General features: G+C 68.2%; 17 protein-coding genes. 3 read left to right on the top strand and 14 right to left on the bottom strand.

Features of this window, described 5'->3' with window-relative positions; all coding sequences use genetic code 11:
• Positions 1-73 precede the first annotated feature (73 nt).
• On the bottom strand, positions 74-1183 hold the full coding sequence (locus tag MKK50_RS22795) for a polyamine ABC transporter substrate-binding protein (RefSeq protein ID WP_499025453.1): 1110 nt from the start codon (positions 1181-1183) through the stop codon (positions 74-76).
• A complete protein-coding gene (locus tag MKK50_RS22800) occupies positions 1180-1539 on the bottom strand; it encodes a RidA family protein (RefSeq protein ID WP_253369938.1) in 360 nt (119 codons plus the stop codon). Before MKK50_RS22800 ends, MKK50_RS22795 begins: the two co-directional genes overlap by 4 nt.
• Before the next feature lie 250 nt (positions 1540-1789).
• Here MKK50_RS22800 and MKK50_RS22805 point away from each other — a divergent pair, with 250 nt between their 5' ends.
• On the top strand, positions 1790-2056 hold the full coding sequence (locus MKK50_RS22805) for a GlsB/YeaQ/YmgE family stress response membrane protein (protein WP_253369937.1): 267 nt from the start codon (positions 1790-1792) through the stop codon (positions 2054-2056).
• Positions 2057-2194: 138 nt separating this feature from the next.
• On the opposite strand, the gene MKK50_RS22810 is transcribed toward MKK50_RS22805, so the two are convergent.
• From MKK50_RS22810 to rpsO, 5 genes are all read right to left on the bottom strand, one after another.
• Positions 2195-2419, bottom strand: a complete 225-nt coding sequence (locus MKK50_RS22810) for a YgaP-like transmembrane domain (RefSeq protein ID WP_499025546.1) — start codon at positions 2417-2419, stop codon at positions 2195-2197.
• Between the two features lie 90 nt (positions 2420-2509).
• The gene (locus MKK50_RS22815) at positions 2510-3151 is read right to left on the bottom strand and encodes a glutathione S-transferase family protein (RefSeq protein WP_253369935.1); all 642 of its coding nucleotides are present in this window, start codon (positions 3149-3151) and stop codon (positions 2510-2512) included.
• Between the two features lie 95 nt (positions 3152-3246).
• On the bottom strand, positions 3247-5514 hold the full coding sequence (locus MKK50_RS22820; protein ID WP_499025456.1) for a TonB-dependent receptor: 2268 nt from the start codon (positions 5512-5514) through the stop codon (positions 3247-3249).
• Between the two features lie 270 nt (positions 5515-5784).
• Complete coding sequence (gene pnp, locus MKK50_RS22825) at positions 5785-8031, bottom strand: polyribonucleotide nucleotidyltransferase (RefSeq protein WP_253369931.1); 2247 nt, start codon at positions 8029-8031, stop codon at positions 5785-5787.
• Between the two features lie 269 nt (positions 8032-8300).
• On the bottom strand, positions 8301-8570 hold the full coding sequence (rpsO, locus tag MKK50_RS22830; RefSeq protein WP_003597553.1) for a 30S ribosomal protein S15: 270 nt from the start codon (positions 8568-8570) through the stop codon (positions 8301-8303).
• A gap of 297 nt (positions 8571-8867) precedes the next feature.
• On the opposite strand from rpsO, the gene MKK50_RS22835 reads away from it, so the two are divergent.
• A complete protein-coding gene (locus tag MKK50_RS22835) occupies positions 8868-10334 on the top strand; it encodes an amino acid permease (protein WP_499025458.1) in 1467 nt (488 codons plus the stop codon).
• A 62-nt stretch (positions 10335-10396) separates the two neighbouring features.
• Here MKK50_RS22835 and MKK50_RS22840 read toward each other — a convergent pair whose 3' ends face one another.
• The 7 genes from MKK50_RS22840 to MKK50_RS22870 form a co-directional block, all read right to left on the bottom strand.
• Complete coding sequence (locus MKK50_RS22840; RefSeq protein WP_286161780.1) at positions 10397-10525, bottom strand: hypothetical protein; 129 nt, start codon at positions 10523-10525, stop codon at positions 10397-10399.
• 54 nt (positions 10526-10579) lie between these two features.
• Complete coding sequence (gene xth / locus MKK50_RS22845) at positions 10580-11389, bottom strand: exodeoxyribonuclease III (protein ID WP_499025460.1); 810 nt, start codon at positions 11387-11389, stop codon at positions 10580-10582.
• 69 nt (positions 11390-11458) lie between these two features.
• Positions 11459-11905, bottom strand: coding sequence for a BLUF domain-containing protein (locus MKK50_RS22850; protein ID WP_253369923.1), 447 nt, complete (start codon positions 11903-11905; stop codon positions 11459-11461).
• 16 nt (positions 11906-11921) lie between these two features.
• Entirely contained in the window at positions 11922-13625 is a 1704-nt protein-coding gene (locus MKK50_RS22855) for a putative bifunctional diguanylate cyclase/phosphodiesterase (RefSeq protein ID WP_499025462.1), read from the bottom strand.
• 331 nt (positions 13626-13956) lie between these two features.
• Entirely contained in the window at positions 13957-14907 is a 951-nt protein-coding gene (locus MKK50_RS22860) for an IS110 family RNA-guided transposase (RefSeq protein WP_499025464.1), read from the bottom strand.
• A 192-nt stretch (positions 14908-15099) separates the two neighbouring features.
• Positions 15100-16146 (bottom strand): alpha/beta fold hydrolase, encoded by a 1047-nt coding sequence (locus tag MKK50_RS22865; RefSeq protein WP_499025465.1) that lies wholly within the window; start codon positions 16144-16146, stop codon positions 15100-15102.
• Between the two features lie 298 nt (positions 16147-16444).
• Positions 16445-16687 carry a hypothetical protein gene (locus tag MKK50_RS22870; protein WP_499025467.1) on the bottom strand — a complete coding sequence of 81 codons (243 nt, stop codon included), beginning with the start codon at positions 16685-16687 and terminating at the stop codon, positions 16445-16447.
• 288 nt (positions 16688-16975) lie between these two features.
• Here MKK50_RS22870 and MKK50_RS22875 point away from each other — a divergent pair, with 288 nt between their 5' ends.
• Positions 16976-17098, top strand: coding sequence for a hypothetical protein (locus MKK50_RS22875; protein ID WP_499025468.1), 123 nt, complete (start codon positions 16976-16978; stop codon positions 17096-17098).
• Positions 17099-17188: the final 90 nt, after the last annotated feature.

Genomic DNA, 17188 nt, shown 5'->3' on the forward strand with positions numbered 1-17188 from the left:
GATGGATCATGAAAAAGCCCCGGCTCTCGCGAGCCGGGGCTTTTTGCGTTTTGGGAGGCGTTCGGTGAGAAACTCAGCGGCCGGTGCGCACCCGCGTCCAACTCCGTGTGACGAAGCGCTGGGTCGAGTCGTTCCAGGCGGTGTTGACCGAGAGCCGCTGCATCGTCGTCTCGTCCGGGTAGATGCCGGGATTGTTGAGAAGCTCCGGCTTCACGAGCTTGCGCGCGGCGAGGTTGCCGTTGGCGAAGGAGACGAAGTTGGTGTTGGCCGCCGCCACTTCGGGGCGCATCATGTAGTCAATGAAGGCGTGCGCCTCGGCCGGGTGGGCGGCATCCTTCGGGATCGCGAAGGCGTCGAACCACATCAGCGCGCCTTCCTTCGGGATGAAGTAGGCGATCTCGATGCCGTTCTTCGATTCCTCGGCGCGCTTCTTGGCCTGCATCACGTCACCGGAATAGCCGACCGCGAGGCAGACGTCGCCGTTGGCGAGTCCGTTGACGTATTCCGAGGAGTGGAACTTCCGCACAGCGCCGCGGACCTTGTAGAGCGCGTCGGTCACGGTGGTGATGTCGTCCCAGCGCTTCGAATCCGACTTGAAGCCGTAGAAGGGCAGGATCGAGGGAATCAGGTCCTCGGGGGAATCGAGGAGCATGACGCCGCAATCCTTCAGCTTCGCCATCGAGCCGGGGTTGAGCACAAGGCTCCAGCTGTTGAGCGGGGCGTTGGTGCCGAGCCGCTCGCGCACGGCCGACACGTTCACGCCGATTCCGGTGGTGCCCCACATGTAATCGACGGCGAACGCGTTGCTCGGATCATAGGCCTGAAGCCGGGTGCTGATCTCGGGCCAAGCGTGTTTGAGGTTCGGGATCTTCGCCTTGTCGAGCGGCAGGAACACGCCCGCCTTGATCAGGCGCTGCAGGAAGGGGCCGGAGGGGACGACGATGTCGTAGCCGGACTTGCCGGCCAGGAGCTTCGTCTCGAGGATCTCGTTGTTGTCGTAGGTGTCGTAGACGACCTTGATCCCCGTCTCCTTGGTGAAGTCGTCGAGCACCTTCGGGTCGATGTAGTCCGACCAGTTATAGATGTTGACGACCCGCTCCTCGGCCCGCACCCCGCCGGTCGCGCAGAGGAGGAGGAGGAGGGGGAGGGCGGCGAGCCCTCCCAGCAGGAGCCGCCGGATCACGATTTGCCCCGGACGGCGGTGACGACGATCTCGACGAGGTATTCCGGTCCGGCGAGCCGCGCCTCGACGGTGGCGCGGGCGGGCGGATTCCCCTTGTCGACCCAGGCGTCCCAGGCGGCGTTCATCTCGGCAAAGCCCCCCATATCGGCGAGATAGACGGTCGCCGTGAGGATGCGGGCCTTGTCGCTGCCCGCAGCCATCAGCAGCCGGTCGATCTGTTCGAGGATCTGCTGCGTCTGCGCGGTGACGCCGGTGCCGACCACGTCGGCGGCGACCTGACCCGCCAGGAATACGAGGTCGCCGTGGGCGACCGCCTGGGACATGCGCGGGCCGGTCTCGTAGCGTTCGATGGTCATCGTCGGGTCGCCGGTCTCGATTCGTGAAGGAAACGACCCCTTCTGCCGCTCGGAGCGGCTCCCCGTAAAGGGGTTCGAGCGGCACCCCGGAATGCCGGAGGAATGGCCGATCGCGCAGGCCCGGATTTTTTGGGCGGTCCTGCATTTCCCAAGGCAACCGGCGTCGGCGCTCGCGCGTTTGTCATCCGAATACGGCCAAGTCTTCCGGCCGGAACTTCAGATCGACGACGACTTTCGGGGTTGGGACCACATGGAAATTCTCTGGACCATCATTATCGGCTTCGTGGCCGGCGTCATCGCCAAGTTCATCATGCCCGGTGACAAGGAGCCGTCCGGCTTCATCCTGACGACGATCCTCGGCATCGTCGGCGCCTTCGTCGCGACCTTCATCGGTCAGGCGGTCGGTTGGTACGGCCCCAACGAGGGCGCGCGGTTCATCGGCTCGATCGTCGGCGCCTGCGTCGTCCTGGGGATCTACGGCTTCATCGCCGGCCGGACCAGCAGCCGCTCGCTCTGACGAGCCGACACGCACACCACGACCGGAAAAGGGGCGCCCTGCGAGGGGCGCCCCTTTTCTCTTTGAACTCGCTGTCCGGACTTGGCACCCCGGCGATCTTTCGGGATCACCGAGGGGCAGGTTCCTTTTCGAGAACGATCAGGCGGTGAGGTTGCGGCCGCCGCCCGCCACCGCCTTGACGGCGCAATGACCGGTGGCGCCGCGCACGGCGAGGCCGACGCCCACCACCAGCGCGGCGAGGCTCAGGAACTTGTTCGGCCGGGGCTGGGCCGCCGCGGCGGCGATACCGAGCCCCAGCGCAACGGAGACCGCGCGCTCGGTCATGCTCAGGTTCGGCTCGCCGGAGAAAATGTCCTCGATCATCTCGTTCACGGAAATGGCTCCTTCTCGCCGCCCCTTGCGGCTTCGCGGGGCGAACGCGGGGCGGGCGGGGCCGTTCCGCCCAGCCAGGACTCACGGCGCTTTCTGCGCATCGGCGAGAAGCCCGTCGTCGATGTCGCGCGCGCGGACTGCCGCCTCGCGCGCGAGGTGGCGCCCGGCATAGGCCTCGAAGGCGGGGCGCTTCGGGATCGTGCCGAACTGCATGCCCCAGCCGAGATGCGAGGCGACGTAGAGGTCGGCGGCGCTGAACCGGTCGCCCGCGACAAACTCCACCCCGGAGACGGCGCCTTCGAGCGTGTCGAGGGCCGTCTCCAGGCTGCCGTAGCCGACCATGCCCTGCATGCGCGGGTCGTCGGGGACGCTCACCTTGAGCACCCCGTTCGTCACCGCTGCCTCGAGTGGCCCGGCGCAGAAGAACAGCCAGCGGTAATAGGAGCCGCGGTCGCGGTGGCTCGGCTCGGGGGCGAGCCCGGCCTGCGGGAAGGCGTCGGCGAGATAGGCGAGGATCGCAGGGCACTCGGTCACCACCGTTTCGCCATGACGGAGGGCGGGGACCTTTCCCATCGGATTGATCGCCCGGTAGGTCGGCGCCTTCATCGAGGTGCCGTAGCCGAGGATCTCGGTGCGGTAGGGGGCGCCGACCTCTTCCAGCATCCAGCGGACGATCCGGCCGCGGGACATCGGGTTCGTGTAGAAGACGAGATCGTCGGACATGGCTTGGCTCCGGGGCGAGGTGCCCGCGCGGCGGGCCTCGCCCCGGTGTTAGGGGAGGGCGCGCGGGCGAGGAAGCCTCGGGCGCCCTCCGCTGCTCAGAACCGCGCGATGAGCTGGAAGCGCACGGTCCGGGGCGCGCCGGGCAGGATGTTGTTGTTGTTGTGCGCGGAGATGACGTAGCGCCGGTCGAACAGGTTCTCGATGTTGACCTGAGCGCGCATGCTCTCGCTGAACTCGTAGAACACGCCGGCATCGAAGCGCGAGAAGCTCGGCAGGCGCACCGAGTTGTCCGACGATGCGAAGCTGGCGTCCTGATAGAGGTAGCCCACGCCGACGGAGAATCGGTCGCCGATATCGAATTTGTTCCACAGGCTGAAGGTGTTGAGCGGAACGCCGCCGACGAGGTTGCCGGCCCGGATCACGTCGCCGTCGTCATCGAGGTCGGCGACGATGCGCGGCTCGGTATAGGCGTAGCCGCCGGAGATTTGCCACCAATCGGTCGCGTAGCCGGCGATGCCGATCTCGGCGCCCCTCGTGTTCGTCTTGCCCGGGCCGGCGGAGAAGCCCGCTTCGGTGGATGAGGGGATCGGCTGGTTGTCACGATCGAGGTTGAACAGAGCGGCGGTGAGGATCAAGGCCGGCGTGATCTCGTATTTCATGCCGATTTCCGCGTTCTCGAACCGCTCGGGTGCGGACAAAGCGGTGGTCGGGTCCAGCACGCGGAACTGATCGCCCGCGCTCGGCAGGAAGGACACCGAATAGCTGCTGTAGAAGGCGAGATTCGGCAACGGCTTCACCACGACGCCGACCCGTGGCGAGACGAGATTGTCGATGCGGCTGTTCGGTTGGGCAGGCAGCCCGGTCGCGGCGTCGGGACGCCGGTCGCGCGATTGAAAATCGAAGCGGTCGAAGCGTGCGCCGACGATGAATTGCAGATGCTCGTCGATCTCGATCTGGTCCTGGGCGAACGCGGAGAACACGCCCAGCCGATAGGTGTTGTTTCGGCCCGAGGCGAGATTCCGGAGGGTTGCACCCTCGGTCGTGGTCGGCGCGAAGGGATTGACGACGAGGTTGCGGGTGCCGGTCGAGTTCCAGATGAAGTCGCGCCGGAAGTCGATCCCCTCCTGAAAGCCGAGTTCCAGGCCGGCCACCACGGTGTGGGCGAGGGGGCCAGTGTTGAACTTGTAGGTGAAGTCGGTCTGGTTGAAGTAATTCGTGCGGTCGGTCTGGCTGCCGTAGCCGCGCATCACGAACGAGGTCTCGTCGGCACTGACCGGACTGTTGGGGTAGGCGTTCTGATGGTACTTCGCGTAGTCGGCGATGCGCGTCTGGCTGCGCATCACGACGCCGCTCTCGAAGACGTGGTCGAGCTGTGCGTTGCCGATATGGGCATCGACGAAACCGTTCGAGATGAAGGGCGCGCCGAACAGCGTGCTGGTGTTCTCGCGATAGCGCCAGGGGCGCCCGAACTGCGAGGGGATGCCACGGTCGGCGATGCGGTTGTCGGAGAAGTACTCGTAGGAAAGGCGCAGGGTCGTCTGCGGCCCGAGCAGGAAGGTCATCGTCGGGTTCACGCCGTAGCGGCGCACGTCGATGAAGTCGCGGTAGGTGCCGGTGTCCTCGAACACGCCGTTGAGGCGGAAGAAGGCGGTGTCGGAGACGCGGTCGCCGACATCGAGCGCCATGCGTTTGTTCCAGAACTGGCCGCCCTGCACCAGCACCTCGCGGATCGGCACACCGTCGGCTTCCTTGAGCACGCGGTTGACCACGCCGCCGCCGCCGCCGCGGCCGAAGATCATCGCGTTGGGGCCCTTCAAGACCTCGATGCGCTGGGTGTTGTAGAGGTCGCGAAAGTAGCGGGCGTCGTCGCGGATGCCGTTGACGAAGAAGTCGGCCGTCGTGCGCTGGCCGCGGATCAGGATCTCGTCGCGGTGGCCCTCGCCCTGGGCGATGGCGACGCCGGGGACGTAGCGCAGCGCCTCGCCGATCGACTGCACGTTCTGGTCGCGGATCTGCGCTTCCGTCACCACCGAGATCGCCTGTGGTGTGTCGATCAGCGGCGTGTCGGTCTTGGTCGAGGAGCGTAGGCGCTTGGCGAGATAGCCGACCTGCGAGCCCGAGCTGTCGACGACGAGGCCGCGCCCGGCCCCGGAACCGGCGACGCTGATCGTATCGAGGGTGACGCCGCCGATCGAGGGGGATGCGGCAAGCGGATGGACCGCCTGAGCGGTCGGCAGGCTAGTGTTGATATCCGTGACTTGCGCCCGCGCTGGATGGATTAAAGCCGCAGCGATGCTTGTACAGGCGACGGAGCCAAGCAGCATCGGCCGCAGCACAGCACGGCCCTTGCGAGCGTTTCTCATAAACTTCCCCCTTATTTTATTAGAATAGACGGGGAAGTCTTGGCCATAATCCGGCTCAGCTTGGCAAAGTTCGAATTATTCCATATTTACCGATTTCATATGGAAAATAAGCAATCGGCACTGTCCTTTTGCGCAAGGCGGCCAAGCCGTGCCAGAGACGTTTTTTTGCGCGGCCGGATCTCGTTCGAGGGGCCCGCGCCATAAGCAAAGAGCGCGGCCCCTGGAGGGACCGCGCTCTTCAAGCGTCCGATATGGCGTGTGGGACGAGGCTTACTCGCCCGACGATTCCCGGCGGCGCTCGCCGCGGTCGCGGCGGGGGCCGCGATCGCCACGGTCGCCACGATCACCGCGGTCGCTGCGCTCTTCGCGCTCCGGCTCGCCGCGCTCCGCACGCTCGGCCTTGAGCTTCTCGGTGAGATCCTCGCCGGTCTCCTGATCGACCACCTTCATCGAGAGGCGGATCTTGCCGCGCTCGTCGGCACCGAGGAACTTCACCTTGACCTTCTGGCCCTCCTTCACGACGTCGCCGACCTTGGCGACGCGCTGGGCGGCGAGTTCCGAGATGTGGACGAGGCCGTCCTTGGCGCCGAAGAAGTTCACGAAGGCGCCGAACTCCATGATCTTGACGATCGTGCCGTCGTAGATCGTGCCGGCCTCGGGCTCGGCGACGATGGAGCGGATCCAGTTATAGGCCGCCTTGATCGCCTTGCCGTCGGAGGAGGCGATCTTGACGATGCCGGTGTCCTCGATGTTGATCTTGGCGCCGGTCTTCTCGACGATCTCGCGGATGATCTTGCCGCCGGTGCCGATCACGTCGCGGATCTTGTCGGTGGGGATCTGCATCGTCTCGATGCGCGGCGCGTACTCGCCGAGCTCGGGACGGGCCGCGGTCAGGGCCTTGGACATCTCGCCCAGGATGTGGGCGCGGCCGTCCTTGGCCTGGGCGAGGGCGATCTTCATGATCTCCTCGGTGATGCCGGCGATCTTGATGTCCATCTGGAGGGAGGTGATGCCCTCCTCCGAGCCGGCCACCTTGAAGTCCATGTCGCCGAGGTGATCCTCGTCGCCGAGGATGTCGGAGAGCACCGCGAAGCGCTCACCCTCAAGAATGAGGCCCATGGCGATGCCGGCGACCGGACGGCGCAGGGGCACGCCCGCATCCATCAGCGACAGCGAGCCGCCGCAGACGGAGGCCATCGAAGAGGAGCCGTTCGACTCGGTGATCTCGGAGACCACGCGGATCGTGTACGGGAACTCGTGGGCTGGCGGCAGGACGGGCCGGATCGCGCGCCACGCGAGCTTGCCGTGGCCGATCTCGCGGCGGCCCGGGGAGCCCATGCGGCCGGTCTCGCCGACCGAGTAGGGAGGGAAGTTGTAGTGGAGCAGGAAGCGCTCCTTGTAGGTCCCCTCCAGCGCGTCGATGAACTGCTCGTCCTCGCCGGTGCCGAGGGTCGCCACGACCAGCGCCTGGGTCTCACCGCGGGTGAACAGCGACGAGCCGTGGGCGCGGGGCAGCACGCCGACCTCGGAGACGATCGAGCGGACCGTCTTGACGTCACGGCCGTCGATGCGCGAGCCGGTGTCGAGGATGTTCCAGCGGACCACCTTCGACTGGGCCTCCTTGAAGGCGGCCTTGACTTTCTCGGGCGCGAACTTCTGCTCGCCCTCGGCCGGGCAGAGCGCGGCGACCACCTTCGCCTTCACGGCGTCGACGGCGGCGTAGCGCTCCTGCTTGACCGTCTTCTTGTAGGCCTCGCGCAGCTCGGTCTCGGCGACCGAGAGGACGGCGGCCTCGACGTCGGCGTTCTCCGGCGCGGTGAAATCGCGCGGCTCCTTGGCGGCCTTCTCGGCCAGACGGATGATCGCCTCGATCACCGGCTGGAAGTGCTTGTGGCCGAACATCACGGCCCCGAGCATCACGTCCTCGGAGAGTTCCTTGGCCTCGGACTCGACCATCAGCACCGCATCCTGGGTGCCGGCGACGACGAGGTCGAGGGTCGATTCGGCGACTTCCGTCACCAGCGGGTTCAGCTTGTAGCCGCCGTTGAGGTAGCCGACGCGGGCCGCGCCGATCGGGCCCATGAACGGCACGCCCGAGAGGGTGAGGGCGGCCGAGGCTGCGACCATCGCGACGATGTCGGGATCGTTCTCGAGATCGTGGGAGAGGACGGTGACGACGACCTGGGTGTCGTTGCGCCAGCCTTCGACGAAGAGCGGGCGGATCGGGCGGTCGATCAGGCGGGAGACCAGCGTCTCCTTCTCGGAGGGACGGCCCTCGCGCTTGAAGTAGCCGCCGGGGATGCGGCCGGCGGCGTAGGCGCGCTCCTGGTAGTTCACGGTGAGCGGCAGGAAGTCGATGCCGGCCTTGGGCTCCTTGCCCGCGACCACGGTGGCGAGCACGGTGGTCTCGCCGTAGGTGGCGACCACGGAGCCGTCCGCCTGGCGGGCGGTCTTGCCGGTCTCGAGGACGAGCTTGCGGTCGCCCCAGATCAGCTCTTCACGTTGTACGTCGAACATATGTCTCTCGCCTTCAAACATGCGGTGGGCTGAGCCCGGCGCCGCCAGAGGCAAGACGGCGAGACGCTTCGTCTTAAGGAAGCGTCTCGCGATCCTGCCCTGGCGCCCTGCGCCTTCAAGCCGCCCGGATCGGACCGGCCGGGCCCCATGCCCGAGCGGTCCTACTTAGGTTGCCGCGCTCTCTGACGCCGAACAGGCGTCCACTTCGTGCGAAGCGCGGCTTGTGAAAACGCGGCCCCGTGGGGGACCGCGCGAAGGTTCGGCAGGCCTTAGCGGCGGATGCCGAGGCGCTCGATGAGGGTGCGGTAGCGCGCCTCTTCCTTGCGCTTCAGGTAGTCGAGCAGCGAGCGGCGCTGCGAGACCAGCTTCAGGAGGCCGCGGCGGGAGTGGTTGTCCTTGCCGTGGGTCTTGAAGTGGGCGGTCAGGTTGGTGATCCGCTCGGTGAGGATGGCGATCTGGACCTCCGGCGAGCCGGTGTCCTTGTTGCCCTTGGCGTAGTCCTTGATGAGCGCGGTCTTGCGCTCTGCCGTGATCGACATCGCAGGCCTTTCGGATGGAGGTTGGGTCGGAGGCGCCGCCCATGGGAGGGAAGGGCACCTTTGAAAAACTCGCGGTCGGGCCGGTGCCGGGATGTCGTCCAGCACGGTCAGCCGCAAGCGGCACAAGCCCCGCCCGGTAACCGGGTCGAGGCGGCGCGGACCATACACGAAATCGCGGGATGTGCCAGTACCGCCGCCCACCGCGGCGAAATCCGCCGGATACTGCCTCCGATACGACTCCCCTCCGGCCCGGCTTTCGCTTTGCCGGATGCAGTCTGGTCAGGCACACGAGACCCTATGCCCTATTCCGCCCTCGGCGCCCGCAAACCCGTCGCTGCCCTCATCGCCGAGGAGGCTGATCCGCGTGGGCCGACCCTGGCAAAAAATCTCTCCGCCTTCAGCCTCGTCTGCATCGGCGTCGGCGCGACGGTCGGGGCGGGGATCTTCGTGCTCACCGGCACGGCGGCGGCCAACTTCGCCGGGCCGGGGCTGATGCTCTCCTTCGTGCTCGGCGCGGTCGCGAGCGGGCTGGTGGCCCTGTGCTACGCGGAACTCGCCGCGATGATCCCCGTCGCGGGATCCACCTATTCCTACACCTACGTCACGCTCGGCGCCCTGCCGGCCTGGATCATCGGCTGGGATCTGGTACTCGAATTTGCCATGGCGGCGGCGACCATCGCCGTCGGCTGGTCGGGCTACGCGCAGAGCCTGCTCGCCGATGCGGGACTGCGGCTGCCGGCCTGGCTGGCTGCGGGGCCGTGGGAGGGCGGGATCGTGAACGGGCCGGCAGCACTCGTCGTGCTGGCGCTCACCGCCCTGCTGATGCGCGACAACCGGGAGGCGGCCCGGACCAACGCCGTGCTGGTGGCGCTGAAGGTGGCGATCATCCTCGCCTTCCTCGGCCTGGGGGCCATGCATCTGCGGCCCGAACTGTGGCAGCCGCTGGTGCCGGCGAACGAGGGCCCATTCGGCGCCTTCGGCTGGAGCGGCATCTTTCGCGGGGCTGGGGTCGTGTTCTTCGCCTATGTCGGCTTCGAGACGATCTCGACCGCCGCCGGCGAGACCCGCAACCCGCAGCGGGACGCGCCGGTGGGGCTGATCGGCTCGCTCCTCGTCACCGCGGCGCTCTACGTGGCGGTGGCCGCCGTGCTCACCGGCCTTGTGCCCTATCGCGACCTCGACGTGGCCGACCCGATCGCGCGGGCCATGGCGGTGACGGGGCTGACCGGCTTCTCCGCGGCGATCAAGGCGGGCGCGTTGATCGGGCTCACCACGGCGGCGCTGACCGCGCTCTACGGGCAGGCCCGGATCTGCTACGCCATAGCCCGCGACCGCATGCTGCCGGATGTGTTTTCACGGATCGGGGCGCGGACCCGGACGCCGTTCGTCGCGCAAGGGGTGATCGGCCTCGCCACGGCGGCGGTGGCGGCTTTGGTGCCGATCGGCATCCTCGGCGAACTCGTCAGCATCGGAACGCTGTTCGCGTTCATCCTCGTCTGTGCCAGCGTGCTGATCCTGCGCCGTACGGAGCCGGCGCGGGCGCGCCCCTTCCGCGCGCCGGGCGGCGCCCTGGTGCCGGTGCTCGGCATCCTCGCCTGCCTCGCCTTGATGGCGAGCCTGCCCGGCGACACGTGGCTGCGGCTGCTGGCCTGGCTCGGTCTCGGATTGGCGATCTGGTTCGGCTACGGACGCCGCCGCGTCGGCCGGAATCCAGGTTTCGAAAGGACGGGTCCTTTCGCGGGTCCAGGGCAGAGCCCGGGTTGAAGGGGTGCCGGGGCTCTGCCCCAGCACCCCGCCAAAGGGATGATCCCTTTGGAAACCCCCACTCAGTACGAGCGGTGAGAGCCTGCGGCGCGACCGCCGCCGAAGCGGCGACGCAGGTAGCCGATGGCCTTGGGCAGCAGGAAGACGACGACGATCTGGCGCAGGATCGAGCGCATGCGGTGGGACTCCATTGTGAAAGCTCAGATTGAAGACCCAATGCCTGGACGGGCGTCCGCGTTCCCGGCTCAGAGCTCCAACGTCAACGTCACCGGGACGTGATCGGACGGCTTCTCCCAGCCGCGGGCCTCGCGGAACACCGCGACCCGGCGCACGGTGCCGGCGAGATCGGGCGAGACCCAGGCGTGGTCGAGGCGCCGACCCTTGTTGGCGAGTTCCCAATTCGGCGAGCGGTAGCTCCACCACGTGTAGATCTTTTCCGGCTCCGGGGTGAGGAGCCGCGCCGCGTCGATCCAGCCGGCCTCGCCCCGCAGCGTCTCCAGCGCCTCGGTCTCGACGGGGGTGTGGCTCACCACGTCGAGGAGCTGCTTGTGCGACCAGACGTCGTGCTCCAGCGGCGCGACGTTGAGGTCGCCCACGAGGATCGCCGGCCCGGGGACGCGCCGCCCGCCCCAGGCCCGCAATTCGGACAGGAAGTCGAGCTTGTGCGCGAATTTCGGGTTGAGGTCGCGGTGGGGCGTGTCGCCGCCGGCGGGCACGTAGAAATCGTGCAGCACGATCCCCGCCGCCGGTCCCGCCTCGGGCCCGAGCACCGCCGAGATGTGGCGCGCGTCGGCCCGCTCGCAGAAGCTCATGGCGTCGCGCGTCAGCAGCGGAAACCGCGAGATGATCGCGACGCCGTTATAGCCCTTCTGCCCGGCGAAAACGATGTTCTCGTAGCCCGATCCCTTGAACGCCTTGAGCGGGAACAGCTCGTCGGGGCACTTGGTCTCCTGCAGGCACAGCACGTCCGGCTGCGCCTCGCGGAGGAAGCGCAGCACGGACTCGATGCGCAGCCGCACCGAGTTGATGTTCCAGGTCGTGACGGTGAGGCGCACGGGGACTGCCTGAGGAGGTGTGGCGTGAAGAGCGGCTCCGATAGCGGAACCGGCGCGGCTCGCAAACCGTCAGGCTTCGGCCGCCTCCTCCTCCAGGGCGAGACCGTGCAGGACGGCGCAGAGCCGGTCGCCCGTCATCCGCGAGAGGTCGAAGCCGCTCGCGCCCGCCATGTCGCCGTAGCGGGCCGCGTCGGCCGGCGAGGCGCCGACATAGGCCATCGACCAATCGGTGAAGAGGCGCGTCTCCACCGCCTCGAAGGCGAGCAGCGAGACCTCGCCGTGGCGCTCGTCCTGCTGGATGCGCTCGAAGGTGGTCTCGACCGCGTCTTCCGGGCCCTCCAGCACCTGCGCGAAGCAGCCGGCGTTGAACATCAGCGCCCCGGTGACGTCGATGCGGGCGTTGTTGGTGCGGCTCGCGGCGAGGATGCTGCGGATCGTCTCGTCCATCGCGGCAGGAGCGCCGGCGACCCGGTTGCGGCTGTAGTAGACGAGGCGGCGCAGGTCTTTTGGGATCATTCGGGAGGCTCCTGGATCAGGCAGTCAAGGCGGCGGGCAAGGCAGCGGAAGGGGCCGACAGCAGGGCGGCGGCCTGGGCGGCCGGCATCGGGCGCCCGGTCAGGTAGCCCTGGACCTCGGTGCAGCCCTCGGCGCGGATGGCGTCGAGCTGGGCCGCCGTCTCGACCCCTTCGGCGGTGGTGCGCATGCCGAGGCTGGCGCCGAGCCGGGCGATGGCCCGTACGATCGCCCCGCACTCGGCATTGCCCTCCATGCCGCGGACGAAGGACTGGTCGATCTTGATCTTGTCGAAGGGGAATTTCTGCAGGTAACTCAGGGACGAGTAGCCGGTGCCGAAATCGTCCATCGAGATCTTCACGCCGAGGGCGCGCAGGCCGTTCAGCACGTCGAGCACGCTGTCGGTGTTTTCGAGGAGCGCGCCTTCGGTGATCTCCAGTTCCAGCCGGGCCGGGTCGAGGCCGGTCTGGGCCAGCACGTTCACCACCGTCTCGACCAGCCGGCCGCCGCGGAACTGCACGGGCGAGAGGTTCACGGCGATCGAGGCGGGTTGCGGCCAGCGCGCCGCCTCGCGGCAGGCGGTACGCAGCACCCACTCGCCGATGCCGACGATGATGCCGATCTCCTCGGCCAACGGGATGAACAGGGCCGGCGAGACCGATCCGCGTTCGGGGTGGTTCCAGCGCAGCAGCGCCTCGAACCCCGTCACTTCCCCGCTCTCCAGTCCGATTTGCGGCTGGAAGGCGAGGTCGAACTGCTTGAGGGCCATCGCCCGGCGCAGGTCGATCTCCAGGCCGCGGCGCGCCTGCATCTGCGCGTTCATCGCCGGCTCGAAGAAGCGGTAGGTGCCCCGGCCCGCGGCTTTCGCGCGGTAGAGCGCGAGGTCGGCGTGTTTCAGCAGGTCGTCGGCGTTCTGGCCGTCGGCGGGGGCGATGGCGACGCCGACGCTGACGCCGACATTGAGCATGTGGCCATCGACGACGTAGGTGCGCCCGACGAGATCGACGAGGCGGCGTGCCAGCGCCTCGGCCGCGTGCGGCTGCTCGACGCCGGCATAGGGACCGACTTGGGGACCAACTTGGGGATCGACTTGGAGGATGGCGAACTCGTCGCCGCCGAGCCGCGCGACCACATCGCCGCTGCGGGTGGCCCGGCGCAGGCGCTCGGCGACCTTGCGCAGGAGCGCATCGCCGACCGGATGCCCGAGGGTGTCGTTGACCGTCTTGAACCGGTCGAGGTCGAGCATCAGCACCGCGAGCGGCGCACCCGTCCGAGCCGCCTCGGCCAGCGCCGCGTCGAGGCGGTCGTGCAGGCCGACGCGGTTGCACAGGCCGGTGAGCGGCTCCTGCCGCGCAAGGGCCGCGCCGCGGAGTTGTTCGGTCACGTCCTCGAAGGTGAGAGCGAAGCCGCCGGCCGAGAGCGGCGCCAGCGCCGCCTCGACGCGGCGGTCGCCGCCGAGGGTGAGGCGCGCCCGGACGGGACGGGCGGCGCGCACGGCCGCCAGAATGGGCTCAGCCTCCGGCTCCGCGGCGCCGAAGGGTGCCAGCAGGGCGGGGAGGGGAAGGCCGACCGGTTCGGCGCAGGCGAGCAAGGCCGCCGCGCGGGCATTGGCGAAGACGACGCTGCCGCCCGCATCGAGCAGGAGCAGGGGAACGGCCATCTCGGCAAGCGCCGCCTCGAACGGCAGGGCGATCGACAGCGACGGAGCGGCGAGGGCGGACATGCGGCCGGACAGCGTCCCATGGAGGCCGCCCCATGTGGCCGGCCCGTCTATAGAGCTGCTTTCCTCTCAACGGATGCTTAAAGCCGGGATGCGCCTGAGCGTATCCCGGTCGTTATTCTAAGAGTTTCAGCGGTCACAGCACGGGGTGAGACAACACATTTCAGTGATGCGGCGGGGGAAGCAATCCATGTTGTTGCTTAACCCTCATCGCGCTCGACTCATGCCGAATCCGGTTGATCCCTTCGGGATGGCGGATTTAGGCCTCGCTCAGGCGCCGCGCGGGCTTGCTGATATGGTCTTCGCTTGGATCGAGCGGCGACTGTATTGCGGGTCAAGCCATGAGGTTGCTTTCAGCGAAGGTTTTGTCGTCCTTGAGGAGGGCGTTGGCGAGGACGACGAGGCGTCGGCCGGTGGCGACGATGGCGACCTTGGCGGGTTTGCCCGCGTCTCGCATGGCCCGGTAAGGGAGCTTGAAGGTCGGGCAGGTTCGGGCCGCGACCATGCCGGCCATGTAGAACGCGGTTCGCAGACACGGTCGACCGCCCGCGATGGCGTGGCGTCCGGGATGTCCGCCGCTCTGGGTCGGGTGGGGCGCCATGCCGGCCAGACTCGCCGCGGCCTTGCGGTCGAGGGCTCCGAGTTCGGGCATGTCGGTGATCAACACGGTGGCGATGCGCCGGGCGATGCCCGGGATCGAGGTGAGGATCACGCGCCTGCGGGCGAGGGCCGGATCGGCGCCGATGCGCTGGTCGAGTTCCGCCTCAATGGCCGCGCAGGCGCCCTCCAGGGTCTTGATCACCGTCCGGTGACTGTCGGCCACCAGGGGATCGAGGGCCTGGGCGAGACGCGTCTTCTCCATGGCGATCAGCTCGGTGATCTGGCGCCGACGGGTCGAGAGCGCCTTGAGCCGGACCTGATCGAGCGCGGGCGCGGGGTGCAGGTGCTCGGGCATGCGCTGAGCAAAGCGCGCGATGAGGGCTGCGTCCAGCCGGTCGGTCTTGGCGATCTGTCCTTCAGCCGTGCGGAAGGCCCGGACCCGGCGCGGATCGACCAGGGCGACCGCAAAGCCAGCCTCGGCCAGGGCGACCGTGACGGGATGGGCATAGGGACCGATCGCCTCCAGGGCGACGCGCAGGACGCCGCGTGGGCGCAGGGCGGCGATCAGGCGTTCGATGCCGGCCGGGGTGTTGTCACACCGGAGCGGCTTGGCGGCGGGATGGAACCCGAGGTCGAGGAAGTGCTTGCCGACATCGATGCCGGCCACCGGTACGAGGCTGAGCATGGCGGATCCTGTCCTGTACGCGGGTGCCCGCCGCAGCGGGACCCAACCGACTGTTCGGGATACGCAAGACAGGGCGTCCGGGATCGTGCCGTTTGACGGTCGCGCCACGACGGCAAAGCCGGTGTCATCGTGACGGACCCGGAAACCGTCAGATCGCCAGACGCCCAGGCCGTATCAAAGCACGGCCAGCCCTCAGGTACAGGATTTGGTATGATGCAGCTGCGGGTGGGCGGTGAGGAAGGCGTCGTAGGCGTTCGTCACCGCCGGCCGGTTCTCGAAATGCGGGAAGGCGCCAGTCGGCAGCCGCAGGATCGTCCAGTTCGGGCGGCCCGCCACCTCGCCGACATGGCGGTAATCGACGAAGTCGCCCCGCGCCCCGTGCACCATGAAAATCGGGAGCGTCAGCGCCTCGTAGACTCGCGTGGTGTCAGCGGGGAACAGGTAGCCGGAGAGGAACGAGAAGGGCGCGTGCTCGGCCCCCGGCTGGCGGGCCGAGAGCTGATCGTAGGCGAGCAGGCCCTCGTCGATGTCGCGGCTGCCCCAGGTCTTCTCCAGGAAGAAGCGCATGCTCGGCCGGCTCACCAGCGCGTCGAAGAGCGGGCGGCCCCAGAGCGGGAAGGCGGCGAGCCCTCGCGCCAGCGGCTTGCCGCGGTTGGCGTTCGCCGGGCCGCGCCCGGAGAGGCGGGCGTCGAATCCGGTCGGGCTGATGAGGCCGAGCGTCGAAAACAGGTCCGGCCGCTCCAGCGCGGCGCGGGCGAGATAGGCGCAGGGCAGCGACAGCGCCATCGCGTCGAGCGCCCCGCCGCCATGGCGGCCGGTGATCTCGGCCGCAGCGTCGAGGATCGCATCGGTCATCAGCCGGGGCGTGTAGATCCGGTCCGCCCGCTCGGAATGGCCGAAGCCCGGCAGTTCGAGCGCGTAGACCGGGCGGGTGGTCCGGTAATGCTCGTAGAGCGGCTTGACCTCGTAGGCGTTGGCCGCCGCATTGACGGAGTGGATCAAGAGGAGCGGCCGCCCGCCCTGGGCATCCGAGACGTAGAGGTTCACCCGGCCCGCCCGCGTGCGCAGATTGCTGCGCCGCCCCGGCAGGGCCGGGGGCAGGGGGCCGGCCCGGTTCAGCCCGAGATGGCTCCACGCGATCCAGGCGCCGGCCGCCGCCAGCGGCAGCAGGGCGAGGGCGCCGGCCTTGCTGCCGGCCTTGCCGCTCTTTCGTGTTCCGGGATGGCTCGTGCCGCGCATGGTTCCTCCGCTTCAGAGTGCCTCACGACACTCCCGATGACCGATCGTCTCCGTTCTGGGCACGACGGCGCAGCGGGAGTTTCGTGAGAGACACTCAGCCTCGCGCCGGACAACGCGGGGCGGGGGCCGGCGTTGCCGATGGACTGCCGCCCGGCCTGCACCCCACGGTTCACGCCGCGGCGCCTTCCCGCGAGAGCATCGTCCTGGATACCGGATCCAGGACGATGCTCTCGGCACTTGTTTTTGCATCATCTTTTTCCGAAAGCCGGCAACCACCGTTCGGGACGATGCTCTAGGCTCAGCGCGCGCAGCCGGCCGGGGCGCTGTAGCCGGAGTAAACCACCCGGACCTTGCGGGCGCAGGACTCAGCGGCGGGCATGGCCGCGACCGGCGCGATCTCGACGGGCGTCACCGCCACCGTCTTCTCGACGATGTCGCTACCATCCGACGTGGCGAGAGCGTTCGAGGCGCCCATCATGAGTGACGTGGTGGCGAGCGCGGCCGCGATGAGGGCGGCGAAAACAGTCAAACCCGTGCGCATGATCTGTCCGAAAGTGTTAACCGCTCGCCGCGAAGGCCGGAGCGTGGCTGTTCATTTGCCGTCTTAACTTGGCAGAAACCTTTGCCGTTCCCGCTTTGCGGCGATGACCTGCAAAAATGATGTGTCGGGGCGCACCGGGGCATCGCCAACGGCCCCGTTCGGCCCTCGGCCTCGCAAATGGCGGCCGGCGCCCCATATGAGGGAGACCCTCCGCGCAATCCCGTGCTTTGGGCGTTCAGGCGGAGACCGACTATGGCTTATTCCTCGGATAAGGGTGGCGCACGCCCCGTGTCAGCGACCGACTTCAACGACCGCGTGAAGCAGTTGCTGGCGGACAAGCCGGCGATCCAGGCCGTGCCGAAGGACCGGACGGCCAAGCGGAACTTCACCCGCTCTACGCCTCGCGGCTAGATGAAGACCGCGGGCGGACCCGGCAGCGACCTCGCTTGACACCCCGCCCCCCGCTCTTAAACGGTCCGGCAGCTTCCCTTCTGTCGGACC

Origin of the sequence: Methylobacterium sp. J-043, assembly GCF_022829505.1 — a bacterium.
GTDB classification, from domain to species: Bacteria; Pseudomonadota; Alphaproteobacteria; order Rhizobiales; family Beijerinckiaceae; genus Methylobacterium; species Methylobacterium extorquens_A.